Origin of the sequence: Microcoleus sp. w2-18bC1, assembly GCF_036700365.1 — a bacterium.
Classification (GTDB): Bacteria; Cyanobacteriota; Cyanobacteriia; order Cyanobacteriales; family Microcoleaceae; genus Microcoleus.
On sequence record NZ_JAUBOS010000001.1, the window covers coordinates 479452 to 505947 of the forward strand.

The following is a 26496-nucleotide window of genomic DNA, read 5'->3' on the forward strand; positions in this document are numbered from 1 at the left end:
AGTTGCGAATGACACTACTTGTTTTGCTACTTATTTATTGAATTGCTACAGCAAGATGGGCAGTTAATTCGATCGAACAAGCATCCGGCTCGTCTTCAAGCACAATCTTAATTTGCTTCTGGTCAGTCATAGTGTAGCCGATCGCACTCGTGCAGAAGTTCGGGGCGATGGCGCCGGGCCCTCGGCAGTGCTACAAGATGGGTCTCAAGATTAGTCGCCCTATGTCCCCGACAAGAATGTAAGACAAATCCATCGCGACTTGATTTGTGTCAAGATCAATTAACTTCTCCAGCACCACTTCTTTCGCAATGAACTCCTTCGCTACACTTTCGATCGGCACAATTCCTCAACGCCATGAATCAGACAGCTTCGCCATTACCTTAGCGCCGTTGTCTGTAGAGGAAATATACGCTTTGGCAGATGACCCCGCGAACGGAGCCGTGGTAATGATGAGCGGTACAGTCCGCAACCAAACTGACGGTCAAGCAGTAATTTCCCTAGAATATCAAGCCTACGAACCGATGGCAGTGCGAGTATTCCAGGAAATTGCTACTGAAATCCGCCGCCAGTGGGCCGAGGTCAATCGGGTCGCTATTCACCACCGTGTCGGACACTTGCAGGTGGGCGAAATCAGCGTAGTGGTGGCTGTTGGCTGCCCCCACCGGGACTCAGCCTTTGCAGCTTGCCAGTACGCCATAGATACGCTCAAACACAATGTACCGATTTGGAAAAAGGAACATTGGGCTGACGGTTCTAGCAGTTGGGTTAGTATTGGAGCGTGCGAGGTTGTCGGGCATTAGTCAAGGGATTTAAGATTTGAGATTTCAGATTGGAGATTGCAGAGGGGAACTTGTTACGATCCCCTAACGTCAAAAAGTGTGGAATGTTCGATGAGCCAATTCCACCGATGAGCGACTTTATTTCCGTGTCCTGGTCTGCGGTTGTGGCGACCGTTCAAAGAGTGCAATTGCCAGCCGAAAAACTCTCTAATTATGACTTGGTGTTGCGGTGTCAGGAAGGAAATCGACCTGAGACCACGGCCTTTTCAGAACTGTTGAAGCGGTATCAGTCCCACGTAGACAGGGTTCTCTATCACTTGGCCCCTGACTGGCAAGACCGAGCAGACTTGGCTCAGGAAGTGTGGATTCGGGTCTACCGAAATATTAACCGTTTGCAAGAGCCTGTTAAATTTCGGGGCTGGCTGAGCCGCATCGCCACTAATTTGTTTTACGATGAGTTGCGGAAGCGCAAACGGGTGCGAACTCCGCTGTCGCTGGACGTACCCCGTACTCTGGAAGATGGCGAGGTTGATTGGGAAATTCCGGCAGACAGTCCGGGGCCTGATGAAGATTTGACAACTAGAGAATTTTACGACCAGTTGCGGGTGGCGATCGCAGATTTGCCTGAAGTATTCCGCACGACAATTATTTTAAGAGAAATTGAAGGTTTAGCCTATGAGGAAATAGCCGAAATGACGGGAGTTTCTCTGGGAACTGTCAAGTCGAGAATTGCTAGAGCTCGCCAAAGATTGCAGTTGGAATTGCAAAAGTATCTCGATGGTAATTAGCAAGAGTAATTTCAGAGGTGGGTTAAGAAGATTTGGTGATGTTTGCTGTGACATCAAAACTTCTCTTTTAAAATATAAATAAGCAGTAAATCATTCTAATAGCGAGTGCGTGATTCCCCAATTAGAGCAAGTCTGAAATTATGAATAATAACTTTGAATCGGATAAAAATCAGAATCAGCAAGGTGTTGGGGATTCACTCGCTGAAACTCAAGTTAACAACAATTATGCCCAGGGCAATGTAACTACTATGATGCGCGATCGCTTTGAATTGCTAAGTGCCTACCTAGACGGTGAAGTGACGGCGACAGAACGCCGGCAAGTTGAGGAGTGGCTGACAAATGACCCCACTACGAGGCGTTTGTACTCGCGACTGCTGATGATGCAGCAGAGTTTTCAGGCAATGCCGGTACCTGCTGCGGAACAATCTGCCGAGGAGTTGGCGACGAAGGTTTTGCAGCGGGTGGAACGCAAGCCGAAACAAACTTGGATTTTGGGTGGAGGTGCGATCGCAGCTTTGTTGGTTGCGGTGGTGTCCGGTATCGGTGGCGATCGCCAATTGTTTGCTCCTCAGTTTGCTCGATCGCCCGTTCCTGCTGAATCTGACGGTTTGATTATGGCTTTAAACGAGCCTCTGGTGGAGATGGTTAATCCCAACGATTTGATGCTTGGGGTGAATGCACCGATCATGGATATTCCCAAAGTTGGTGTAGCAACCCCTCAAAAGTCATTGCCAAAGGCGCAGTAGAATTTCTGTTTTGATCAATAACGCCAGTTGCTAAGCTCCCTAAAAAAGGGGGCTTTTGCCGTTTTTCCCAGTTTTTCAAGGTGGATAGATCCTTTGACACTTCCCTGGCTTTGAATGACGAATTGTGGGGCGATCGCATCTTGATATCGGAGTAGGTAGCGAGTGGAATTAGACCGGGCGAGCGCACTTGTCATCGGTTTTTTGCAGATTTGCGATCGGCAACAGCAATGTTCCTTCAATTTCCTGCCGCACAGCAGGAGATACGTTACAACCGCTATTGAGGCAACATACCAGCAATTTATTAGCATTGTAATACTTCCTCAGCAATGACTTCTCCTCTTCGCTGAACTGCCAAACGCGACCCAGATCGCGATACAAAATCATCATTTGTCTTAATCGCTTATCCCAAGCCTGACCGTTATCTTGCCACCATTTTGCAAATATCTCTTTGTCACTTTTTGGATCGGGCAGTTGTTGCAAAAGTTCTTGTATCGCTTGCCTTTGTTCAGGCTTAAGGGAAGGTACAAGGTGGCAGTCAAGAACAAGGTCAAGGTTAGGGACGAGGGTACGTTCAATGGTAAGGCGGATGTAACCAAGAGTAGGCTCAAGCGCATCCTTAAGGACGGTATTCAGGGCAAGGTCAAGAGCACCTTCAAGCGCAAGGTTAAGAACCTGTTCCAGAGCTTGTCCCACAACTTTTTTCAGATAAGGGTCAAGAGAAAGGGCAAAGCCACAGTCAAGGAGGGGATATTCAAGGGTAAAGTAAAATGCTCTAACTGCCGCAGGTTTGTAGGGAAAATCAACAGAAAGGGATTTTTTGTTGACCCAGAGTAGGAATTGCTGTAACTGCTCATCGTCAGCGACGAGTGCATCAACTTGCTGTTTTATTAACAGCAATAAGTCATCAGCTTTTTCCAACATCCCAACTGCTAACAACAAGACTTCTCGCCAACGCTTCTCGGTTAGGTGGCTGACCAGTTTTTCCAAAACTTGTGGATCGGAATTGTTAACTATTTCTATAGCAGTGAAATACTCTTGAAATGTTAGATGAGAAAACGAATAAATCCCTCTTGCCCTCTCCACTAATAATCCATGTTGTGTCTCGATCGCCTTCAGGACAACCTCACTATCCATTTCTAAATGAACGCGGTCAGTTGTGGCATCGGGTAAGTTAGCCAGATAGTCGGCAATCAATTCCTGAACAGTATTTTTTTCAAAAAAATAATCGCCATGCTCAAAAGTAATAGCGGCCACAAAAGCAAGTAAATGTTGTTTGCGGGAATAATTCAAATCTCGATAAACTTCATCCCGTTGAATGCCTCTAGTTTCATCCCATTTTCTGAGCATAATTTCCATTCCTTCCTCATACAACTTGGCTCGGTTGGATGGAAAATCTGCTTTGGCTTGGAATACCAAACAAGTCAGATTAAGCAAAATTGGCGTTACTGCTAGTTCTCGAATTTGCTGATTTTTTTGCAGTGTCAGCGTCTCTATAAATTGAGAGGCTAAAGCTTTCCCTGCCTCAAGATTCTGGGAAAATGCTGCAAACCAATTTTTAGCAAAGGCAGCGGTTTGCTCGCAAGTAAAATCCGCTACCTCAACACAGGTAAAGGCTTCGTCGTGAAATCGGTACTTAGCAGCGGCAATTCGACAGGTAATAATAAACTGATTGTTGTAATACTTTTGGACAAACTGACGAATCTGTCTGACGACTGCATCGCTATCAGATTCGGGCAATTCATCTAAGCCGTCCAATAAAATCAAACCTCGGCCTTGACTGAGTACAGATTCAGTTTGCGATCGCGCCTCAACTCCGCAACTGGCAAATTCGTCGCTGATATATTCTAATAAGTCAAGATTAGCGATTTCAGCAAAGGTTTTCAGAGAGATAAAAATCGGTATTTTGTGTGCTTCAAATTCTGAGCGATCGCACTGAATGGCAATGTGTTTCAAAAAAGTAGTTTTACCGGAACCAGGTTTGCCGAGTACCATCAGTTTAGAGTGATATTTCACCGCATCCAATCCTGGTACTCGTTTCTGGCGTACTTTACCTAAACCTAAGCGGTTAAAGTTATCCGCATCTGGGTTGAAGTCTCTCAGTAAGTCGCTAATTTCTCCCGGCTGCCAACTGGTAATTTCCTCCAAAATGTTGACTTCAACGTAGAGGTTGCTGACATCAACGGGCTGTGCAATATCTAACAGTTGCATTTTGCTGTAAAGCTGTTGGATTTTGCTGTGGCATTTTTGCCGTATCTCTTCCACTACCGCATCAATAGGCTGTTGGCAACAATCTCTAACCTTCCCAACCCTCCCTTGGTAAGAGGGGGCTACAGGAGGACGATCGACAATTTCTTCCCAATTCAACTGCAAAACCGTACAAAAAGCCTTGAAAGCATTAGCTTTAATGGGTTCTCTTCCTGCTAAAAAGCGCCTCCAAGTTGGCAGCGACAGGCCATCGGCATAGGGGCCGGCCTCTGTCCAAGTTCGATCGGGTTCTAATTTTTGACTAGCTTCTACTAACCATTTGGGGTCTTCTATTGTCGAGCCCCTTTCTCTTCTCGCTTGCTTAATTTTTACTAATCCCTCCTCAGAGGCTTTGAGGGTCGTCATTATATAATTTACTTCTCTAATTGTCAATGTCAATTTTAGATCAGTTTAGCGATCGCAAACTGAGTTTGTCAAGACCCCAGCAACAAAGAGAAAATGATCCTGACAACAACTGCAGGGCATACGGGAAAAGTCAGCCATAAATCAGGCAAAATTAACCTTGCAGAATGCAATTCTGTTGTGTCTCTAAAAATTACCTATTAAATAATGAGAAAGGATAGCAACATGAGAAATAGTATAAATGATCTTCCCTCCTGTGGAATAGGCATAAAACTTATTAGCAAAATTGCCGATAAGCTAAGCTATACACGCACTTCTGACGAGCGAAACTGTCTATTAATTGTGAAATATTTTCATCCAGGTATAATACCACCCCAACCTCCGCCTCAATCTGGTTATTTAAAGCGGGTAGTTGATTTGTGGAATGCCTTTATTTTGGGGTGGCAAAAGCAACGAAATTACCAATCTTGTCAAACTTATAACCAGCCCATTAAAACTATTCACCTTCAACTAAATACTGACCTCAAGAGTGTTGTTCAAGTTTTATGGTGGGTCGAGCAGTTTAGAGTATCTACCTATTCCCGAAGCAGTTTTGCAGCAGTGCAAACTTGCTACGATAGAAGGGTTTACAAATGCTGTTCGCCACGCTCATAAAAATCTGCCCTTGGCAACTCCGATCAACCTTGAAATAACCGTATTTAACGAACGCCTAGAAGTCAAAATTTGGGATATGGGAGAGCCTTTTGACCTCCAAGCTAAGTTAATTGAAGAATTACCGGTTATTTGGAGCGAGCTGGGATTTATGCTTGACTAAAGCTGTTCTGTAATTCCCAGCTTTAAATTGACAACAAAAAGAAACTTTTTTGTTATGAATACTGATACTACTCCCAAGATTCTCGTGGTGGATGATGACGCTTCCATCCGCACTCTAGTTCATCGTTTTTTAACTCATAAATATCAAGTAGATTCGGCAGCAGATGGCGAGACGGCTTTAGAATTGTTTGAGAAATTAAAGCCACTGCTAGTAGTTCTCGACTGGAATTTGCCCGATACTACAGGCTATCACCTCTGCCAGGAAATGCAGCGCCGTACTAATGTTTTTGTGATCATGCTCAGCAGCCGCACAGACGAAGCTGATAAACTTAAAGTCCTGTCCGCCGGTGCTGATGATTATATCTGTAAACCCTTTGGTTTGGCAGAGTTGGCAATTCGTATAGAAGTTGTGTTGAGACGGATGAGACCTGTGACTCCATCACGTATTGTATTCGATCAATTCGCGATCGATTCAGCGCGCCGGGAAGCAACACTCAACGATCGCATTATCAAGTTAACAGCCTTGGAATTTAATATCCTGTATTTTTTGGCAAGTCATTCTGGTCAATCTTGGAGTCGCCAACAGCTAATTGAAAAAATTTGGGGGTGGAACTGCCACGACACAGGAGAAAAGCAACTTGTTAGCGTACATATCGGTCAGATTCGCAAGAAAATGATTGAAGTTGATGCTACTGGATCGCAGTTTATTAAAACTATTCGGGGTTATGGTTACAGGTTTGAGCCGCCTTCGCCCACTGCAATGGCTATTTAGTAAGCTCATCGGCATTAACCACCTTATTTGGTGAAAAACCTATTTTCCCACGTGCCGTCGGGCAGCCAGATGCCTCCTAGGGAACGAACGCGATCGGGTAACATGAAGTAAGACCAAGCCGTGCCTAAAGGTTTGAGGTGTCGATCGAAGATTTCGATTTCCTGTCGCTGATATTCGTTGTGTGTCGGTTCCCGCAGCGGATGATAATCTTCAAGTTGGTCTAAATCGTCCAAAATAGCCGAGGAAGCGAAACAGAGGAGAAAACCGCAGACTGTGCCATCTCCGGCCATCATCGCAGGATAGCCGATCGGCAGCGCAAAAAGTTGACCGCGGGCGATCGCGGGGTAAGCATTCACAACTTTTCCTTCGCAGTAGCGAAGGTAGTTGCACTCCCCCGGTTTGAGAGTGCCGTAGACAAAGACTTTCATCGGGTAGGGCCTAACCGCTAGTTTTTGCTAACATAGATGGCTAAGCTAATAGTTTAAGTCTCGCGGGCGATCGCGACTGCAATCTTGATAAATTTCGTTGTTTACCCTTTCTTATAATTCATGACTCTAGCAGTTAGTTTTATTAATTTTGGACTTCGGCCTTTGTACTTGAGCTCTTTTTTGCCGTCCCTGCCCCTGGACAGCTTGTTTTCGACTCAAGGGATTATGGTGATGCTGCTGGCTGCCTATGCGGGGGCGATGTGGATGTTTCTCACCAGTGCTCCGAAGGTACACACGGTGATGGTATCGGATCTCGGACAAGCGAGGGAGTTCTATGAAGGTATGCTAAACTTGCCCGTAGCAGAAGTGCCGCTGCACTACTACTACAATTACGAGCAAACTTTGGGCACAACTGGTATCGATCCGCTGTATTTGTCGCCGAATGTCGGGAGGGCAACGACCTCTCAAACGCTGGGGAGTCCGGATGGTTTGTGGTATCAGTTGATGAAAAATACCCAACTGCACATCATTAGCGGGGCCGGTGCAGGGGAAAAAAATCGCCAGCGTCACGTTTGTTTCGATCGCGATTGTTTGGATCAGCTATTGATGAGGGTACAAACTCGCGGCATTAGTTATAAAATTCGCCGGGAAAAGCCTCTGAATTTTTTGGTCAAAGATTACGATGGTCGCGTCATTGAAATGGCTGAGGTTAGTAATTAAGCTGACAGGCAAAAAATTTTAGATATAGAAATCCGGTTTCTCCCAGAAAGCGGGTTTCTAAAGTTACGAGTTTGCCAGTCATTGTTGCTATGACTTCTTCGTCTCCGTTACAACTTAACTAAATCTTTAATTTCTCCCAAACATTGTTTAAAACCGAGAACTTGATTCAAGAGGTAAAGCAGATGGGACAGACAAAATTAGTCGATCAGTTTAATCAAGATGGATATGTTAAGCTCCGGGGGTTTTTTTCAGAAGCCGAGATGAGAATACTGATCGAGGATATTAAAGAAGCCGATCCGAAGCACATTGACAATAATCTGAATAAAGGAAGCTTAACTTTTCACAGTCAGCTATTCCAATACAGTGAAAAGATCCAAAACTTCATCTCTCAACCCCGACTTGTGGAACTGCTTGCACAATTCATTGGTTCAAATTTCTGGGTGCGGTGGGATCAGGCAGTAGCCAAAGGACCAGGAGCAGAAACCTTTCCTTGGCATCAGGACAATGGCTATAGCAACCTTAAGGATAATCACTATCAACTGTGGATTGCACTTACCCGAATGACCCCCGAAAATGGTGGGCTGTGGTTACAACCGGGCAGTCACAAAAAACGGCTGCCGCACAAAGTTGAAGGTAACTATGCTGTGTATGATGGAACTCCTGACAGTCCACTCTTCATTGAAGCAGAAGCGGGGGATATTGTTTTGTTTTCCTCGCTAACACTTCACAGTACCACACCTAATGTTTCGCAGGAAACCCGCTGGGCTTACGTGATTGAGTACATGTCCCTCAATCACGTCGATCCTTCTATCAAACCACCCTATTTTGTGGTTGCCCGTAACGGTAAACCCCAGCCAGAGTTTGTTAATCTTCATACAGGTTTCCTGAACCCCTGGAATCATTTGAAATACGTTGGTTATCGCTGGAATCTCAAGCAAATGTGGCCAAGCAGGCTGAAACTACTTCTAAAGAGAGCAGAGTTGCTAGGAAAGAAGTAATACCAATTCTTACTGTACCCTCACTAGGTGAAGCCCGAACGTACTTCGTAAGTCATTCGTACTTCACCTAGAACCCTAGAAGCATTAGGTTGATTTAACCGGATTTGATATCACTTAGTTATTACTTCAACGCCTGATCGCTCTAATTCTATATCTGTCAAAGAGACTGCTTTCCGGCTGAAAATTTGGAAGTAGAGAGAAACAAAAAACTCTTTGACTGGAAAAACTATAAAAGTCAAAGGATTAATTGTCACGATGATATTGCGGGCATCGGCTTGAGCTTGTTTGACAATTTGCTGCGCTACCCAGTCGGGAGACATAATGCCGATCGGGTTTAAGTTGCTTTTAAACGGCCCTAAAATCAGTTTGCGAACGATGCAGGGTGCGTCCAGCCGCCGCAGGGTGACTAAATCTCCCAGGGCGCGCTTGCTGAGTTCGTACAGGGGACTGACAGCGGGAATTACTTCTGCTTCGGAAGTGTTGATCCAGACTTCTTTGCAAGCGATGTTTTCGTTAGTACGGACTGTTAAGAAAAAGAGTTCCATCAGCCGCCACGCGGAAAAAGTGTTAATTTCGTAGGAGTTTGCGATCGCCTCTCCTGTTCTTTCTCGCTGTACGTTAATCCCGTGATTAATGACGAGAATATCGATTTTTTCTAACAATAAGGCTAAGTCTGCTTCTTGGCCAACTTGCCAAGTTACGGTTTTTACAGGTAAATTTTCGCCGTCTATATTCAAAGTAATTTCCTCATTTCCCGAGGAGAGGGCGATTACTTTTGCACCAGCTTTGTGCAGGTGTTTGAGAAGCAAACGTCCTAAAGTTCCCGATGCACCGGTGACGGCTACAGTTTTGCCTTTGAGAGAAAGTGCTGTACCCATAAGTTTGTCTATTAAGGTGAAAGTACCGCAATAGTAAGCATTTTGATTGTCGAAGTGGTGCCGCCAGTGATAAGGTTTATTAACTAACCACTTGCCAGGGGGAGTAAGGAAGTCTCCGGGTTGGTGGGTGATGTCGGTTAATTCGTCTGCGCCTTTGATGCCGCACGCCCGGGCGATCGCGCTCAACAAAAAGCCTAAAGTATAAATACAACCCGCTGCTGCGCCCCAGTGATATTCCGGTAGCCCAAAATAAGCTACAACCCACAGCAACAAGCCCAAAACCATCATCGCCGCAGCTTCGGGCACGTCGTGACGCCAGTGTGCTTGCTTGTAAATTGTCTCGCTGACGGGGGTTAAATTCGGGCGGAAAACGCGGTGATGCCAAGTGTGCAGCTTTTGCAGGGGTGCCCAATAATGGGACACGACGTGATAAAAGTCTCGTATTATTTCTGCCCAGCAGACAGAAGCTATTGCCACAGCGCCGACTATCCAGTAATTTACCATGCTCGCATTAGTTTGAAATTTGAGATATTAGAGATTGTCTGTTTTGAAAGATAACTCAAAATGGCTTTTATTGCTAGTCTGGAAGTTGACTCAGGCGTTTTAAAATCTGCAAAACGCGGTACAATTCATTGCCGGGATTGGAAATAACAAATTCAGCCGATCGCGCATACTGGGGAGTTTCGCCTCTAACTAACTTGACAAAATTGAAGTTAGCACCTGTGGAAATCATGCCAAAAGTAGGATTTTCTGGGTTCGGATATGCCAGCATATATGTCAGTAGTTGTGGGAGTGCTTCGTCAGTTGAAAACGAAAGTTGTTTGGATTCTATTACTGTCACCCACAAGTTTGCTTTCATAATTAAAATATCTATTCTGCCTTCAATGATTCTGCCTTCGTCTTCCTCTTGAATGAATATCGACTTTTCGGCTTTTACTTGAAAAGGAGACTCATACAGACCGGCAATAAACAAAATGGGGCTGATGATTGTTAGCTTGACTGCGTTTTCCAATACAGGCGGGTTGTCTACCAAGTTGAAGTATATGTCTTGGACGCGATCGAGCAATTGTTTTTCTGAGTCTGTTACTTCAGGTAAGTTTTCTTGCCATTCTGTGAAAAATTCGCTGTTGCGAAGTCGCTGCAAGCCGAAGTTATCGATTAGATAGCGGAGGTTGATATCTCTTGCTTGTAGTTTTTGCATGAGGATTAATATATGTTTTTATGGTTATTAATAAGTTTAGCATAATTGGGATTTTAACCGCAGATGAACGCAAATGAACGCAGATGAAATTATGAGTAAGTTAATTGTGCTGAGATGTCTGTTCATCGGGATTTGCGAACACAATTCGCTGTAAATTATTTTATTTTGGGGCCAATATACCCAATGATTATCTTTCCGGGCCCTAATTCTGTGCAGAAATGGAGTCGCCAAGCTCCCGGTGTCATGCGGACGTGCCAACTGAAAATACGCTTTTTCCCGTCAAGACACTCAATATTTAGTTGCTCTTTAAACTCCTTAAGCCTTGACTCGCTCTCTGGAGATACCTTGCTAGGAAGATTATCCAAATCCAGCGCTCCGTCTGTCCAATTTTTGGATAATTCATCAAGCTCAAATAACTTTCTGACAACTTGTCGTAACATTTTCGGATCGACAAGGCTTTCTATCTGTTGGCTAACCCGATCGCAAAATTCCAGGCTGGAGAATAACTCAGCTCGACGTTTCCAAAGCTCCAAACCGTCAACCACCGCTGTTTGCTGACGTTTCTTAATCCAATCAGCGTGTTCGAGAACGTGGTTTTTCTGACTAGCATGAAGAACCTCTACACTTTCTTCTATCAGCTCCCCATTGTCGTCAATTTGTATTAGTTCTAAATTGAGGCGACTGCTATTCCACAATGACTCTGAATTCAGACTAATTGCCAATGTTTCAAGGTAATAAGAAACTTTAAATCCTTCGGCTTGAATACCCTGTAAACTCAACTCACAATCTGGAGCTTCTACTTTTATTTTAATACTTACATCAGAAATATCAACAGATAAAGGAGTTTTAGTTGCAAGCGTTTTCAGAAAAGTCCGCTCGTCTTTATTAACTTCAGGATCGTTACGCCAACAAGAAAGAGGATAGCTTTCAGCAAGAATCATAGCATGAAAATCCGCTTGAATGCGAATTCCCTTCAGCCCACACCCTTTAGCTGCAACCATTGTCCTAATCAATTCTGACATCCATTGTCGTGCCGTAAAAATATCAGGAGCAAGAGTTCGTGCAGACAGTTCATTAAACACCATCTCCAAATCCATCGCTTATTCTCCTTCCACCGCAGGTTCCAACAAAATCTCCAAGCTGTTGTCCCACTCATCAAAAAAACCCTTCGGCCATCGATCAATTCGTCCGTTGCGATCGATTTTTGGCGATATTACCTCAGTCACAGCTTGTCTTTCTTTTTCTTTATTGTCACGGTGGAAGTAGTGCAACTGAACATCTTTCGGGTCAATTTTGCCACCGTGAACCGCAAGACGAATCCCATTTAAAACATGATCGCTGTGAGTTTCTATCACAACTTGAACGCCACCGCTAGCCGCCAAAGCTAATAATTGACCCATTTTAACTTGTCCTTGCGGATGGAGATGCGCTTCAGGATTTTCAATTAAAATGATTGTACCAGGTGTTGATGCAAGTGCCGCTACAATAATCGGTAAAGTGTAGCTAATTCCAAATCCCACATTAGTTGCCCGGTAAGGATTGCTATCTCCATAGGAATATTGAAAACTCATCAAATCGACATCTGATTTGGCATCAATTTTGAGTCGCGTACCCGGACTCACTTCACCCATCCACGCCTCAACTTGGTCGATTAAATCCATTGATTTTACTAAAGGTGCACCAGGTTGAGTCTTGGATTTTTTTACATTGGGATGGCTGAGACTACTATTAGGAATAGTCTCTCCCCCTTTAACAGAAAGAAAATGTGCAGTATATTCACCTTTGATACCGAGTTGACCGAGCTGTCGTACTTGGTAATCTGACATTTCATTAAATGGGCGCGGCCCAATCCGTTCTGCCTGAAGATAGTGAAACTTATTGCCAAAAAGATTTGATTTATACAATTCTGAGCTAACTGGTTCCGAGTCAATTTTCAACACGTCTACCTCTTTGTCATATTTGAAACGCCATTTCCCCTCGCTGTTGTTTTCCCAAACAATATTAAAACCAATAAAGTCTTCTTTTGCTCCCTCAAAAAGTGCATCCTGAGCAGTACCAATATTCACGAAATCCCCATTAAGCGCCAACCCTTTTTCTGGCAATAAGGCCTGTTGGTAAGATTGGCGCAGCAGCAAGAGCGATTGCATGACAGAAGACTTCCCCGTGCTGTTTAAACCAGAAAATAAAGTGAGTTTTTTGAATTCCAATAACTGATTTGCAAAAGGTTTAAAGTTGACCAAGTGCAGCGAAGTAATCATGCCAGAACCTCCTGAATTATTTTTTCAATTATCCTAAATCTGTACTCGATTTTTTCCGTAGCCTGAGAGATAGAAGTCAGAAAATCTCGATCGCTATCTACATACTTTCTAAATTTTTCAATCAATTGCTCCTTGTGCTGCTTTAAGATATCAATTTGCTCGTCGCTAAGTAAACTGAGATTAACTGACCAAACTTCAAACAATGCTTTATTAATTGGAAAGATTTTTTTCTGGTTTTGAGATACTTTACGGAAGGCATTTTCTTCAAAGATTTCCCAGGCTGCAACCATAGCTTTTTTAAAATTCTTTTCAATGGCTTGCAATTCTGCTTCAGACATATTATTAACTTTATATAATGCTTTACTCAAAAATAAATTTCTTTTTTCACCTTGATAATCTTTATAAGATGTAAGCGTAAATGCTAAAAAACCGAGTATAAATTCCCGATCGTCCATCCGCATTTTACGCAAATTACTCAATTTGGTAACTTGCTGAAATTCATGAGATGTAGCAAGTTTAGCTAAAAACTTTGTTGCCTTACCTGGGTTTAGAGCATGGCGGAGCTCTTGGGGAGTCATGGGTAATCCCCCTGTATTGATGCGTTTAAAAATATTATATTTAACTTCAGGAGGCGTACCTTTTTCAATCAAATAAACTGTAACTTGAGTTTCTTGAATACGACGCTGGTATCTGCGTTCAATTTCATCATAAGTTTTACCTTCAAAATTGGTTAAGTATTCTAGTCCGCATAATCTAAGTGTTTTATCGTTCATAAATTGCTTTAGAGCAGAGAGCCGCTGCAATCCATCTACAACTAACCAATTATCTTCATCAGTTGCATCTATATAAAAAGCGGGTAATGGAATACGAATCAGGATCGACTCAATCAGTCTACTTTTAGCCTCATCTTTCCAGATGTTTGCATAGCGCTGAAAGTCGGGTGCTAAATCAAGAGCTTCCTCGTCGATTCTTCTTAGAAGTTGCTCGATAGTTGGTTCTCTGGTGAAAATATTAATTTCATCAGGATCGTATATCAATTTGTCTTTTTCATATGGTTCATCACCGTTATCTTCTTCTTGACTCAAATTTAAGTCATCAATTGAATCTTGGTTGGATAGTTGCTGTTCTAGTTCGGGCTGACTTACCATAGGGAATACTCCTTTGTGTTAACTTTTATTACAATCCGTCTTGTCCTAATAAAACTTGAATGATTATCCGCTCCTAACAGAAAGGAACATTTTAAAATATTATCGCACAAATCTCCTCTTGTAGAGACGCCACGAACCGCATCTCTACAAATAATCTCCTTACAATCGGCAAGTTTGCCGTGCCCTTTCATCCTCCGGTTCTTGCCACCCAAAAGCAAAATGACTCACCGCATTAATTTGCGGCGCCGCCGAGCGAATTGCCGCCATTTGAATCTCCAAAGATGGCCTATTTTTCAGAGGTTTTCCCCAATCTCCAGCAATGGCAGGAATGATTTTTGCTCCCGCAGGCGCTAAACTTACTGTTCGCTGCACCTGCGGCACAATGCAGCTTACATCCCCGCAATTTCCGTAAGACATGGCGTGGAATTCTATAGCAGCCGGAAATGTGTCCCAAGGCTGCAATCTCGAATCATATCCCCCTTGATTTATCGCTTGATTTGCAGTCGGAAAAAACACTGCTCCTACAGGAATTCCCATCCTTTGAGCAGGTTGAATTGCTATCCCCAAAAAATCTAAAATCCCTTGGACTGCGTGAGCAACGCTCAGTTTCCACAGGTCTTTTTGCAGAATGCCGGTATCGGGAAGCCGCGGTGTCGGTGTCGGTTTTGGTGTGGGAGTTGTAGGGTTTGGCTTGTTAGCGGCGGGAGTTGTTGAGGCCGATCTTGATGCGGGATTCTGGCTTCTAGTAGCTGTAGTTGCTACTGACATCGCCTGCGGAATTCGGCCCTGCCAAAGAGGTTCTCGCTCAGTTGGATACTGTTTGACTACTGCTTGAACGTCATTAGAATTGATAAATCCTTTAGTCAAATACCGCTGAATTAAATCTCGGCCTTGCTGATTGCTAGCCCGCTGCAAAAGAACTTGCTGCGATGCTGGGCCGTAAATCCACAAGTCTTGAACTTTGGTAGCAACTGAAGCGGGTCCGATGCCCCTTAGATAGCGAATGTAGTCGAATAACATTCCTTGCGGCTTGCGCTTGACTATTTGATTTACTAACAAAGTATAGTCTTGCCGTGCTTGTGGGTTGTAGGGATCGATAAAGGCTTGATTGCCCGGAACTTCTCCGAAGTCCTCGTTAATTGCTGCCTCTTCACTTACTGTTAAACTTGTCTGATTTTTACCGTTGATAGCGAGGGTTTGCTGTCTGTCTGGACGCTGAGAATAGCTATAGCCAAAGTTCATGGTAAATAACCAGGCGTATACTTTTAAACCTCGCTGTTTGCCTTTGGCGATCGCCTTTTCTAACAAGTCGTATTTCTCGTAACCGCGATTTCTCACAACAGAAGGCCAAGCCGTAGGATTGTCGGCTGCTGGGAGAAGCACTTGACCATCGTAAAACACTTCGACATAGACTTGGTTGTAGCCTTTATTCACAACTTTGTCTAATACCCGATCGAGTTCTCCGGGTCTGACATCGCAGGGATACAAACGCAGCCAAACTGCTTGGGTTTCGGGCCAAGTTTTTTTACGGCATTCTGCTATTTCCCGCGCGTGTTTGTTCAAAACAGCAAAATATGCTTGCTGAGATTCCGGTTTTCCCGACAGCGCGGCGCGGCGCAAGTCTTCTTTTTGATTGACCTGTTCTGGGGATAATTGGCAATAGGCTAATGTTTGGGCAAAAGCTGGTTGATTTCCGATAAACGGCCAAACAAGCTGGCTGATGAAGCTACTGGTTAAAACAGCAGTTACCGCACTTAAAAAGCGTCGCTGGTGTTGAAAATTCGCGATGCGAGTTGGTGCAATTTTCATGGGAGAATTGAATGGGGTTTTCTAGTTTAAATTGGGTGGCGATCGCATTTTTGCGATCGCGCTCAACAAGCAGCTACAAATTTTCTACTTTTTTCGGTTGACTTAGTTATGGCACAAGTCGATCGCACAATGCAAATTCTATCTGGTGGCTATTTAAATCCAATAAGGGCGATCGGGTAAGACAAGACTCCGCGATTAAACCCTTTTGCAGTATTTTTTCCCTAAATGCTGCATAAAAAAGCGCCTGGATACAGTGGGCGCTAAAAGCAGTTGATATTTCTACTAAAAATTGTTAACACTCAAATATCAAGGATGCAAGATGAATTATTAAAATTTATCCTCAATCCTAAATTTTGAGATTAAGCTCCTCTGTTAAGAGCAGCTTCAATCTGCTGAAATTCTGACTCAAGACGCTTTTTCAATTTTTCAGGAACAGGACGGTTTGGATAGGAACTGTAATGTCCGGCCAAAGAGTTTAATGCCGTCCGCATTGTCGTGAAAGAGGCCAGCTTGGTAAGAGCGGGATCGCGGCGGTATTCAGCAAAAAAATCGTTGATACTTGTGCGAGCCTTGGCTTGAGCGGCTGATTTTTCCGGCGTACCCTCTGGCAAAGTGAGCGCTGTTCTCAAGCTCTTCACTAATGCTAATGTGTCTTGGCCATAATCTCCACTCAGAGTGGCGGGAACATTGGTACAGCCCGCTACGCCGATGACAACAACTAATACTAGGGCTAACAGACGGGAAATGTAATGCTTCATAAGGTTTAGAAAAATGGAAGCGAAAGCGGCAATCAAAATTAACCTTTATCCTATCTTGAATTGAGCTAATAGTGCCAATTTCTCAACTTTTTTTCAGCTTTACCATGAAACATAAAATTTGTCAATCTAAAATCTAAAATCTAAAATCTAAAATCGATTGATTTGTCCAGCAACGACGGAGAGAATTTGGGTTTGTCGCAGCCACTGAGCATCAAAAGCGCCTAAGTGAGTTGTAGTAATCAGAGTTTGAAATCGTTCTTGAATTGTTTCTAAAAGTTGATTTTGGCGGCTCAGATCGAGTTCTGCAAGTACGTCGTCGAGCAACAGTAAAGGCGCTTCGCCGACGACTTCTTCAATAAGCTGCAATTCGGCTAATTTTAATGCTAATACCAGAGTTCGCTGCTGACCTTGGGATGCGTATTGACGAGCTGGGGTATTGTTAATTGTAAATGTAATGTCGTCGCGGTGGGGGCCGACTAAAGTGGTTCCTTGAAACTGTTCTGCGATCGCCCTTTTTTGAATTTTCTCTAAAAACGCTTGCCGCACTCCTTCGAGATTATCTTTAGCGATAAATTCTGAACTTACTTCAATATTAGCATCGTATTTTACATCTAAAACTTCTGCTGAACCGCTAATGGAACGGTGCCAATTTCGAGCTAAAGGCATCAAACGCTCCAAAATTCGATCGCGCCTGCGGATGACGCGAGCACCCGCTGTCGCCAACTGCGCGTCCCACAAAGCTAATTCCGAACTGGGAATGGGGAATTGGGAGTTGGGGATTGGGAATGGGGAATTGGGCATTGGGCATTCTGCGATATTTTGGTCTTCGGGAGTTTCAGATCCGATAAATCGCATTTTGTCAAAACTGTCGGAAAATTCCGTTTTCCTGATTTCTTTAGAACGTTTCAACAGAGCGTTTCTCTGGCGCAAAATTTGGTTGTACTGCTGCAAAATGTGAGCGTAAATCGGTTCTAATTGGATGACTAGGCGATCGATCCAATTGCGCCTTCCTTCGGGTCCGCCACGCACTAAGTCCAAATCCAAACAAGAAAATTGCACTACATTTAAGACGCTCAAAAAGTCTAAATGGCGGCGCAGCGGTTCACCGTTGAGCTTCAGTGTCCGACGCGCCCCAGAGCGAAGAGTTAAAGCTAAGTCGATCGCTCCGGTTTGACGTTCGAGTGTAGCATCAATTTGCCCGATCGGCTTTGAGTCGAGTATTAAATCGCGATCGCGTCCTACCCGGTGGCTTTTTAATGTCGAAAGCAACTCTACCGCTTCTAACAAGTTAGATTTTCCTTGAGCGTTATTTCCTACTAAAATGGTTTTGGGAGCGTCAAAGGCTACCTTTTGATCGAAGTAGTTCCGAAACTGCCGTAGGTGCAGCGTTTTCAAATACATAATATTAGTAAGTGGTAATCGATAATTGGTAATCGGTAGTTGGTAATTGGTAATACAGTAATCGTAGGGCGCAGCTTACGGGTTGTAAACGCGAGCCTTTGCTATGGCTATTTTCGCCTAGCGTAACGCTCGCAATGACATTATAACGAAGTAATAAATGTTTAATCGTGACACAATCTATTTAGTCTTCATAGCGATGATTTTAGCTGTGAGCCAGGGGTTAAAACCCCTGGCTGATCTTCTTGAAAATAGCGCCCAATGCGAGGGATTTAGGTAATAGTAAAACATGGCTCGCTATCCGTCAGCCGTTAACACTATTTCCTAGATTTGTTGTAAAAGCGCAAAAACAGTTTTTCCATTTCGATCCAGACAAACATCAGGGCGCTGAAACCGAAGCAAACTAGCAACTCAAACCCCGTTAAATAATGAGTGCCAAAAAAAGCTCTCAGTGGCGGAACATAAATCAGCATCAATTGCAGAATAGTAGTCACAATGACAGCCCCCCACACAAAAACATTAGTGAAGGGATTTAACTCGATAGTTAGCTGAGTGTTAGACCGAATTGCGATCGCGTGACCCATTTGTGCCAAACAAAGAGTTGTAAACACCATTGTTTTCCAAGCCTCGGGATCTCCGACATGGTTGGGGTTGGTGGTATATCCGTAAGCCCAGGACATCATCGCGATCGTCAAAATTGCAAAAATAATCCCGATCCGAATTATGTAAGAACCCAAACCCCGCGCAAAAATACTTTCTCGCGGGCTGAAAGGAGGCTTTCTCATCACGTTCGGTTCCCCCGGTTCCACGGCCAAGGCCAAAGCGGGAACGCCGTCTGTTACTAAGTTCATCCACAAAATTTGCAGCGGCGTCAGCGGCACTCCTCCCAAACCCATTAAAGGTGCGGCCGCAATTGTCAAAACTTCGCCGATGTTGCTGCCCAAAATGTACTTAATAAAGCGGCGAATGTTGCTATAAACCACTCGCCCTTCTTCAGCGGCGGCGACAATCGTTGCGAAGTTGTCGTCGAGGAGCACCATATCGCTAGCTTCTTTGCTGACATCGGTGCCGGTAATCCCCATTGCGATGCCGATATCGGCTTGTTTCAAGGCGGGGGCGTCGTTAACGCCGTCGCCGGTCATTGCGACAAATTTTCCCCAACTTTGCAAAGCTTGGACTATTCGCAATTTGTGTTCTGGGGAAACGCGGGCGTAAACGCTAACCTGTTCGACTTGCTGTTTGAGTTCTTCTTGGCTGAGCTTTTCTAATTCTTGACCGGTGAGAACTCGATCGCCCTCTGTTGCAATACCTAAATCGTAGGCGATGGCTTTTGCTGTCAACTGGTGGTCTCCTGTAATCATCACCACCCGAATCCCAGCATTGCGGCACTTCCTCACTGCTTCCCGCACTTCCGGGCGCGGGGCGTCCAGCATACTGACGAGTCCCAGCCAAATCATGTCTTGTTCGCTGGTTTCCTCAGAACCTTCGGGCGGTATGTTTTCCCAGAGTTTGTACGCAAACCCGAGGACTCGCAAACCGCCGCTTGCCATGTTGTTGTTTTCGACGAGGATGCGATCGCGCATTTCCTGGGTTAAAGGTTGTACTCGATCGCCGACTATAATCCCTTTGCAGCGCTCCAAAGTCAACTCTGGAGAACCTTTGGTCAGCATCAAATAATTGGGCTGCTGTCCTTCAACTGCTGGAAATCCCGAATGTCCCGATCGGCCGGGCACTTCGCAAATTACGCTCATCCGTTTGCGTTCGGAAGAAAAAGGAAATTCCGCCGTCCGCGGCAGCAATTGAGACTGTTTTTCCTTATAAATGCCTGCTTTTCCGGCTACACAAAGCAGAGCTCCTTCTGTGGGGTCGCCTAAAATCTGCCATTCTTGCTGTTCTTGTTGCAATACTGCGTCGTTGCAAACTGCACAGGCAATTAATAAAGATTCAAGTTCTGGATATTCCTCTAAATTATTAATTTTGGCAGATGTCAGGCGATCGGTAAAATCTCCGATCGGCGCATAGCCGTCGCCTGCGACGGCGACAGTGCAGTCGCCCGTAGAGACTAGCTGAACTACCATTTTATTTTGAGTCAGAGTACCTGTTTTGTCAGAACAAATGGTTGTTACCGAGCCCAAAGTTTCTACCGCAGGCAGTTTGCGAATCAGGGCGTTTCGCTTCACCATCCGCCTAGTTCCGAGTGCCAGAGTAACTGTCACGACTGCTGCGAGCCCTTCGGGAACCACAGCCACAGCCATGCTTAGAGAAACTTCTAGCAACTCTTCCCACCTGCTGGTATCCAACCCGATGCTGCCGTTTTGGAAGGTAATCATGCCGCCGATGACGACAATTGCGACTAAGGCTAGGGCACCGGAGACAAGAACATTTCCCAACTGGCCCATCCGCTGTTGCAGGGGAGTCGGTTCGCTTTCTACTGACTGAAGCATGGCGGCAATTTTGCCGAGTTCAGTTTGCATTCCGGTGTTGGTGACGATCGCCTTTGCTCGTCCCTGAACAACTTCTGTGCCCTGAAAAATCAGGTTGAGTCGATCGCCCAAGGAAGCATCTTCGGGAAGTTCTAGATCGGCTTGCTTGGTTACTGCTAGGGCTTCCCCTGTCAAAGCTGATTCTCTGACTTGCAAGTTGGAAGATTCGATCAAGCGTGCGTCTGCTGCTATTTTTACCCCCGCCTCCAACAGCATCACGTCTCCAGGTACGAGTTCCTTGGCTGCTATTTCTGAAGTTTTGCCGTCCCGCAGGACTCTGACTAGGGGAGAAGCGAGGTTTTTGAGGGCTGCGAGGGCTTTTTCAGCACTTTGCTCTTGGAAATAGCCGAGAATGCCGTTGAGTATGACGATCGCAAAAATGGCGATCGCATCTTTGGGAAAAGTATTCGACCGAAAGTCCAAAAAACCCGAAATCACGGCCACACCCATCAGCATCAACAACATGATGTTGGTGAACTGATCGACAAAAATCGACCACGGACTGCGGCCTCCTGTTTCTTCTAGTTCGTTGGGGCCGTATTGCTGCAAGCGTTCTGACACCTGTTGGCTGCTCAATCCAGCGTCTTTGTTGCTGCTTAGCTGCTGGAGAGTTTGGTCAATTGCTACGGTGTGCCAAGAAGAGGGAGAATTTGAAGACATAAATTACGATCGATCGTGGGGCATAAAGGTGGTTGTGGCCGGACAGCTACAGCCGATCCATCTGGCTGATTACAGTGAGAGAGTTTTAAGTTTTGAGTTCTGAGTAAAAAACTGTTTAACTTGCGACTCGTTTTGGGCGGTTCGATGCCGGGGAAGCAAAAAGCTTTTAACTTCACTGCGTCTGGCGGCTCGATCGAGCCGTTTGTAGACCTACCGCTGATAGCACCTATCCACCTTACCAAAAATAATGGGTTTAAAGCCCCGGCATAAGCTTGACGGAAGCCCAAGCAGTGATTCTTGGAATCCTGCGGTACGGCCGGGGAGGATGTCAATATATAGATGAAGCAAGTTTTTTTGCAACCGCTGCAGGACAAACAGTAGAGGCTTGCTGGGGTCAAGTCCAATGACTCCCCAGACCAAGCATCCCCGCGTTATGAAATACCGGGCCCGGTCTTTCAACTTCCAAAGGCTGAGTTTGGTCACTCAATGCTGATAGTTCTGGTAAAAGCTGAGGCTGTGGCGAGGGGGTTCACAATCTTTTGGATTTTTCCCACACCGAATTTTGCAGGCCTCCTGACATTGGGCAGAATTTTTGGTTTTTTCCCTATTCCCCAGCCTTCTTTTACGAAAACTTTAATTTACTTAATACTTCTTAACAATTCTGCTTTTCCAGAGAAAGCCAACAAAGGCGGTAGAAACCACCGGAACCGTCCGGTGGTTTCTACCGCCACGGCAGGGCAAGAGAAGCAAACTCTTCCTTTATGGATACCCTCGCGCATCTACCCTAGGGAGGAGATTTGCCCGCAATTGCCCCGTAGATATTTACCTTCTTAGAGAGATAAGTTTCTGTAATAATTTGTAATAAACAAAGGCGAGCGAGCATTGTATAAAGATTATCAGAGGGTTGAAACGACAGGCCAAAGTTAACAAAAACCCTGATTGACAAGGTTTGTCGCATCTCATAAAAGGTGTAAAATTTTCTAAGGTTTCTTAAACCTCCGTTGCAATGTAACAATAGTGCAGGTAGCGGAAAGGGAGAGATCGATGGGACCAGCAGATTAGCTGGCATCAAATTTCAACCCTTGCAGGCACTCGTAGCCTGAACAAATTTAACTTAACGGTTTTATACCGCAACCAAACTCAATTAACTCAAATAGGAGAGTTCTTTCATGTTTGACGCATTTACAAAAGTGGTTTCCCAATCTGACGCTCGGGGCGAATTTCTAGCTCAGGGTCAACTAGATGCTCTCAGCAGCATGGTTTCCGACGCCAACAAGCGGATTGACGCAGTAAACCGCATCACCGGCAACGCATCCAGCATCGTAGCCAATGCAGCTCGCACCCTGTTCGCTGAACAGCCTCAACTGATCGCTCCTGGTGGTAATGCTTACACCAACCGCCGCATGGCAGCTTGCTTGCGCGATATGGAAATCATCTTGCGCTACGTCACCTATGCAACATTTGCAGGCGACGCCAGCGTTTTGGACGACCGCTGCTTGAACGGTCTGCGTGAAACATACCAAGCTCTGGGAGTTCCCGGTGGCTCAGTTGCAGCCGGCGTGCAAAAAATGAAAGAAGCAGCGATCGCGATCGCTAACGACCCCAACGGTGTTACCCGTGGTGATTGCAGCTCGCTGATGTCTGAAATCGGCAGCTACTTCGACCGCGCAGCCAATGCAGTCGGCTAAAAATAGCCAAGCGAACCTTTCTTGTAAAGAAGCGAGCATCGCATTTTTGCAAACAATCATTTTTGTACAAAAACAACACAACATTAGGGAGAAACCAGAACAATGAAAACCCCTTTGACTGAAGCAGTAACCGCAGCCGATTCTCAAGGCCGTTTCCTGAGCAGCACAGAACTCCAAGTCGCCTTCGGACGTTTCCGCCAAGCAGCAGCAGGTTTGGAAGCAGCTAAAGCTTTGACCGCCAACTCTCAGCGCTTGATCGACGGTGCAGCTCAAGCTGTGTACAACAAATTCCCGTACACACAACAAATGCAAGGCCCGAACTACGCTTCTACCCCAACCGGTAAAGCCAAGTGCTCTCGCGACATCGGCTACTACCTGCGGATGGTAACCTACTGCTTAGTTGCAGGCGGCACCGGTCCAATGGACGAGTACCTGATTGCAGGTGTTGACGAAATCAACCGGACATTTGAATTGTCTCCTAGCTGGTACGTTGAAGCTCTCAAGTACATCAAAGGCAACCACGGTCTGAGTGGCGACGCTGCAACTGAAGCGAATTCCTACATCGACTACGCAATCAACGCTCTGAGCTAGATTTGCGTGATGCCCGGAATTGTAAGCTGCTGTTAGCTTAAGTGTTAGCGGTTGTTTAGAATTCCGGGCATCTGCGATCGAAGCCTAGTTTTGCAAATACTTTTTTTAAGCAGTTTTCAGTTTTTAAAGCAAAAAAGGGAGAAGCGAAGATGGCGGGATTAGGTGCAGCAGAACGGTTGGGAATAAAAGCATTTGAAGAAGCGGGACGAGTAGAACTTCGCCCCCACTGGACGCAAGACGATGCGAAAGCAGTAATTCGCGCTGCTTACAGCCAAGTTTTCGGTAACGAGTATTTAATGTCGAGCGAACGACTTACCAGTGCAGAATCTCTGCTGATGCAAGGGCAGATTTCAGTTAAAGATTTTGTGCGGTCAATTGCACATTCCGAAACTTATCGGAAAAAGTTTTTTTATCCGAACTCGCAAACGCGGTTAATTGAGCTTAATTATAAGCATTTGTTGGGCCGCGCTCCTTACGACGAGTCGGAAATTGCTTTCCACGTTGATTTGTACAATGCAGAAGGCTACGAAGCTGAAATCAATTCTTATATTGACTCAGTTGAGTATGAAGAAAATTTTGGCGACAGTATAGTGCCTTACTATCGCGGTTTCGCGACCCAAAGAGGTCAAAAAACCGTCGGTTTTAACCGGATGTTTCAATTGTACCGGGGTTTTGCTTCTAGCGATCGCTCGCAAAACCAAACCCAAGCCCGGCTGACTTGGGAAGTAGCGAGAAATATGGCTTCGCCGATATACACGGCCTCCACCGGAAAAGCCCTTGGCGGGACTTCCGGCGGTTCTCGCGACCAACTCTACCGAGTCACCGCAATGCAAGGTTCGGCTAAGTTTTCGCCCCAAGTGCGGCGGACAACTACCGAATATCTCGTGCCTTACGAGCAACTTTCGAGCCGCTTGCAGCAAATCAACAAACGTGGCGGCAAAGTGGTAAGTATTACCACAGCTTAAAGTTTGTGTATTGACGTTTTTTTGAAACGTCTTTAGCAAATTAGGACTAAGGATAAAAAATTCTTCAATTTTATGTGTATAGGTAAGGTGTGCAGTGCACACCCTACTTTGAGGCATATTATCCTTAGTCCTAAAAATTTCAAGTGCAACCAAGCATTAAACTTTTGTCATTAATAATTTAGGAGAAAATCTGGTGGCGATTACGACAGCAGCGTCCAGACTGGGAACATCCGCATTGAGCGATGCGCCGAAGGTAGAACTGCGCCCGAACTACAGCAAAGACGACGTTGAAACTGTGATTCGTGCGGTTTACCGTCAGGTGCTGGGCAACGACTATTTAATGAAATCCGAGCGACTTACCAGTTCCGAGTCTTTGCTGCGGGACGGCAGTTTGACTGTACGAGAATTTGTACGGGCTGTAGCTAAGTCAGAACTGTACAAAACCAAGTTTTTCTACAACAGCTTCCAAACTCGGACGATCGAACTAAACTACAAACACTTGCTCGGTCGTGCTCCCTACGACGAATCTGAAGTAGTTGAACACTTAGATTTGTACCAAACACAAGGCTACGACGCTGATATTGATTCTTACATCGATTCAGTAGAGTATCAAGAAAACTTCGGCGAAAGTATCGTACCTTACTACCGCGGCTTTAACACCCAGCGTGGTCAAAAAACCGTTGGTTTTACCCGGATGTTCCGCCTGTATCGCGGCTATGCAAACAGCGATACATCTCAACTAGAAGGCAATAACTCTCGCTTAGCTGTCGAACTCGGCACTAACACCGCTACGGCTGTAGTTGGGCCTTCCGGCGGTAACGAAGGTTGGGCATATCGGCCTTCTGCCAGAAACGTAACTCCCAGCAGCACTTTCGGCGGCGCTGCTGCTTACGGCAAAGAAGGGCGGCTGGTGCGCGTGGAAGTTTCGGGAATTCGCACGGGCGGCTATCCCAGCGTGCGCCGCAGCAGCAAGGCTTTCATCGTACCTGTTGAGGAGTTGTCCTCGCAAATGCAGAAATTTCAACGCCTGGGCGCGAAAATCGCCAGCATTACTCCAATTTAGTCATACCAATTTAATGTGAAGTTGCACATATCTCGATCCCCCTAAATCCCCCTGGTTGTTGGGGGACTTTGAGAAGAATCTTGTCCCCCCCTTATTAAGGGGGGTTAGGGGGATCAGATTCTATGCAGCCTCATAAAAAATTGGTATCAGTTGGCAGTTGGTAGTTGGCAGTTACTAGCTTTTAGTCAACAGTCAACAGTCAACAGTCAACAGTCAACAGTCAGAATTACCAATTACCAAGAAGCTTATGTTGGGTCAAATTGTAGCTGGAAAAAGTGGCAATACAGCTTCGGCTGGTCGCTGCTTTCGGTATGAAGTTGTGGGCTTGCGCCAAAGCGATGAAACAGATAATGTGGATTATTCGATTCGATCGAGCGCGAGTACATTTATCACTGTGCCTTACAATCGGATGAATCAAGAAATGCAGCGAATTACTCGCATGGGCGGGAAAATTGTCAGCATTCATCCTTTAAACGCGGGTGCAGAATCATCGCATGAATCATCCCATGAATCATCGCACGATCACCAATAGTTTGGTTGAAGGGGCGATGAAAATCGCTCCGACACAAGCTAGAAGGGGCGATGAAAATCGCTGCTAGACAAACAAAGTCCACTCCAAGCGGACTAAGGAATGAGAATTAAATAACTTACAATTTTGATGGTTCTTGTGGGATGGGCGTCCCGCCCGTCCAGAAAGGGCGGGCGGGACGCCCAACCCCTACTCCCCACTTTCAAGAGTGTAAATTATTTAATTCGCGATCCTAAGAGTTAATGCAACCCGCCCAGGCGGGTTTTGTGTGTTTAGTAGCGATTTTAATCGGTCAGTTTCCCTAACCCTTGCAGGTTTTTTCTGTGTAGCAGCGATTTCAAGAGACTGTTGGCGAATGTCTGAGGGGTTTCACCCCTCAGACATCGCCGTCCTGAATAGGCAGAATGATTGTGTAA

General features: G+C 45.3%; 24 protein-coding genes. 13 read left to right on the forward strand and 11 right to left on the reverse strand.

Annotation, left to right across the window (positions count from 1 at the left end):
- Positions 1 to 308: 308 nt before the first annotated feature.
- From QT979_RS01965 to QT979_RS01975, 3 genes are all read left to right on the forward strand, one after another.
- Positions 309 to 800, forward strand: coding sequence for a molybdenum cofactor biosynthesis protein MoaE (locus QT979_RS01965; protein WP_333214744.1), 492 nt, complete (start codon positions 309 to 311; stop codon positions 798 to 800).
- A gap of 107 nt (positions 801 to 907) precedes the next feature.
- Positions 908 to 1567: a sigma-70 family RNA polymerase sigma factor gene (locus tag QT979_RS01970; RefSeq protein WP_333214787.1), complete on the forward strand. Its 660-nt coding sequence runs from the start codon at positions 908 to 910 to the stop codon at positions 1565 to 1567.
- Positions 1568 to 1707: 140 nt separating this feature from the next.
- Positions 1708 to 2313 carry a zf-HC2 domain-containing protein gene (locus QT979_RS01975; protein WP_333214746.1) on the forward strand — a complete coding sequence of 202 codons (606 nt, stop codon included), beginning with the start codon at positions 1708 to 1710 and terminating at the stop codon, positions 2311 to 2313.
- 168 nt (positions 2314 to 2481) lie between these two features.
- Here the strand turns inward: QT979_RS01975 and QT979_RS01980 are convergent, their stop codons facing one another.
- Positions 2482 to 4923 carry an NACHT domain-containing NTPase gene (locus QT979_RS01980; protein ID WP_333307868.1) on the reverse strand — a complete coding sequence of 814 codons (2442 nt, stop codon included), beginning with the start codon at positions 4921 to 4923 and terminating at the stop codon, positions 2482 to 2484.
- Between the two features lie 526 nt (positions 4924 to 5449).
- On the opposite strand from QT979_RS01980, the gene QT979_RS01985 reads away from it, so the two are divergent.
- Positions 5450 to 5734, forward strand: coding sequence for an ATP-binding protein (locus QT979_RS01985; RefSeq protein WP_333307870.1), 285 nt, complete (start codon positions 5450 to 5452; stop codon positions 5732 to 5734).
- Between the two features lie 54 nt (positions 5735 to 5788).
- Entirely contained in the window at positions 5789 to 6505 is a 717-nt protein-coding gene (locus tag QT979_RS01990) for a response regulator transcription factor (protein ID WP_333214752.1), read from the forward strand.
- Positions 6506 to 6528: 23 nt separating this feature from the next.
- Here QT979_RS01990 and QT979_RS01995 read toward each other — a convergent pair whose 3' ends face one another.
- Positions 6529 to 6933, reverse strand: a complete 405-nt coding sequence (locus QT979_RS01995) for a gamma-glutamylcyclotransferase (RefSeq protein ID WP_333307871.1) — start codon at positions 6931 to 6933, stop codon at positions 6529 to 6531.
- Positions 6934 to 7053: 120 nt separating this feature from the next.
- On the opposite strand from QT979_RS01995, the gene QT979_RS02000 reads away from it, so the two are divergent.
- Positions 7054 to 7653: a glyoxalase-like domain protein gene (locus QT979_RS02000; RefSeq protein ID WP_333214756.1), complete on the forward strand. Its 600-nt coding sequence runs from the start codon at positions 7054 to 7056 to the stop codon at positions 7651 to 7653.
- A gap of 182 nt (positions 7654 to 7835) precedes the next feature.
- A complete protein-coding gene (locus QT979_RS02005; RefSeq protein WP_333214758.1) occupies positions 7836 to 8651 on the forward strand; it encodes a phytanoyl-CoA dioxygenase family protein in 816 nt (271 codons plus the stop codon).
- A 110-nt stretch (positions 8652 to 8761) separates the two neighbouring features.
- Here the strand turns inward: QT979_RS02005 and QT979_RS02010 are convergent, their stop codons facing one another.
- The 9 genes from QT979_RS02010 to QT979_RS02050 all read right to left on the reverse strand — a co-directional run bounded on the left by QT979_RS02010 (position 8762) and on the right by QT979_RS02050 (position 21244).
- The gene (locus QT979_RS02010; RefSeq protein ID WP_333214760.1) at positions 8762 to 10033 is read right to left on the reverse strand and encodes a bifunctional sterol desaturase/short chain dehydrogenase; all 1272 of its coding nucleotides are present in this window, start codon (positions 10031 to 10033) and stop codon (positions 8762 to 8764) included.
- A gap of 73 nt (positions 10034 to 10106) precedes the next feature.
- Positions 10107 to 10730 (reverse strand): restriction endonuclease subunit R, encoded by a 624-nt coding sequence (locus QT979_RS02015; RefSeq protein ID WP_333214761.1) that lies wholly within the window; start codon positions 10728 to 10730, stop codon positions 10107 to 10109.
- Between the two features lie 155 nt (positions 10731 to 10885).
- The gene (locus QT979_RS02020; RefSeq protein WP_333214763.1) at positions 10886 to 11827 is read right to left on the reverse strand and encodes a hypothetical protein; all 942 of its coding nucleotides are present in this window, start codon (positions 11825 to 11827) and stop codon (positions 10886 to 10888) included.
- 3 nt (positions 11828 to 11830) lie between these two features.
- Positions 11831 to 12988, reverse strand: coding sequence for a DUF3696 domain-containing protein (locus QT979_RS02025; protein WP_333307874.1), 1158 nt, complete (start codon positions 12986 to 12988; stop codon positions 11831 to 11833).
- Positions 12985 to 14136, reverse strand: coding sequence for a DUF262 domain-containing protein (locus tag QT979_RS02030; RefSeq protein WP_333307876.1), 1152 nt, complete (start codon positions 14134 to 14136; stop codon positions 12985 to 12987). The genes QT979_RS02025 and QT979_RS02030 overlap by 4 nt, the downstream gene beginning before the upstream one ends.
- 159 nt (positions 14137 to 14295) lie before the next feature.
- On the reverse strand, positions 14296 to 15945 hold the full coding sequence (locus tag QT979_RS02035) for a family 10 glycosylhydrolase (RefSeq protein ID WP_333307877.1): 1650 nt from the start codon (positions 15943 to 15945) through the stop codon (positions 14296 to 14298).
- Between the two features lie 359 nt (positions 15946 to 16304).
- Positions 16305 to 16703, reverse strand: coding sequence for a photosystem II protein Psb27 (gene psb27 / locus QT979_RS02040; protein WP_333214771.1), 399 nt, complete (start codon positions 16701 to 16703; stop codon positions 16305 to 16307).
- Positions 16704 to 16850: 147 nt separating this feature from the next.
- Positions 16851 to 18104, reverse strand: coding sequence for a DNA replication/repair protein RecF (locus tag QT979_RS02045; protein WP_333307879.1), 1254 nt, complete (start codon positions 18102 to 18104; stop codon positions 16851 to 16853).
- Between the two features lie 314 nt (positions 18105 to 18418).
- The gene (locus tag QT979_RS02050; RefSeq protein ID WP_333307881.1) at positions 18419 to 21244 is read right to left on the reverse strand and encodes a cation-translocating P-type ATPase; all 2826 of its coding nucleotides are present in this window, start codon (positions 21242 to 21244) and stop codon (positions 18419 to 18421) included.
- Between the two features lie 486 nt (positions 21245 to 21730).
- Between QT979_RS02050 and QT979_RS02055 the strand changes: the two genes are divergently transcribed.
- From QT979_RS02055 to QT979_RS02080, 6 genes are all read left to right on the forward strand, one after another.
- The gene (locus QT979_RS02055; RefSeq protein ID WP_333307883.1) at positions 21731 to 22078 is read left to right on the forward strand and encodes a hypothetical protein; all 348 of its coding nucleotides are present in this window, start codon (positions 21731 to 21733) and stop codon (positions 22076 to 22078) included.
- Positions 22079 to 22413: 335 nt separating this feature from the next.
- Entirely contained in the window at positions 22414 to 22932 is a 519-nt protein-coding gene (locus tag QT979_RS02060) for a phycocyanin subunit beta (protein WP_333037001.1), read from the forward strand.
- 102 nt (positions 22933 to 23034) lie between these two features.
- A complete protein-coding gene (gene cpcA, locus QT979_RS02065) occupies positions 23035 to 23523 on the forward strand; it encodes a phycocyanin subunit alpha (RefSeq protein ID WP_006631256.1) in 489 nt (162 codons plus the stop codon).
- Positions 23524 to 23672: 149 nt separating this feature from the next.
- Complete coding sequence (locus QT979_RS02070; protein WP_333214781.1) at positions 23673 to 24488, forward strand: phycobilisome linker polypeptide; 816 nt, start codon at positions 23673 to 23675, stop codon at positions 24486 to 24488.
- A 193-nt stretch (positions 24489 to 24681) separates the two neighbouring features.
- A complete protein-coding gene (locus tag QT979_RS02075) occupies positions 24682 to 25551 on the forward strand; it encodes a phycobilisome linker polypeptide (protein WP_333214783.1) in 870 nt (289 codons plus the stop codon).
- A 247-nt stretch (positions 25552 to 25798) separates the two neighbouring features.
- A complete protein-coding gene (locus QT979_RS02080; RefSeq protein ID WP_333107417.1) occupies positions 25799 to 26083 on the forward strand; it encodes a phycobilisome linker polypeptide in 285 nt (94 codons plus the stop codon).
- Positions 26084 to 26496 lie beyond the last annotated feature (413 nt).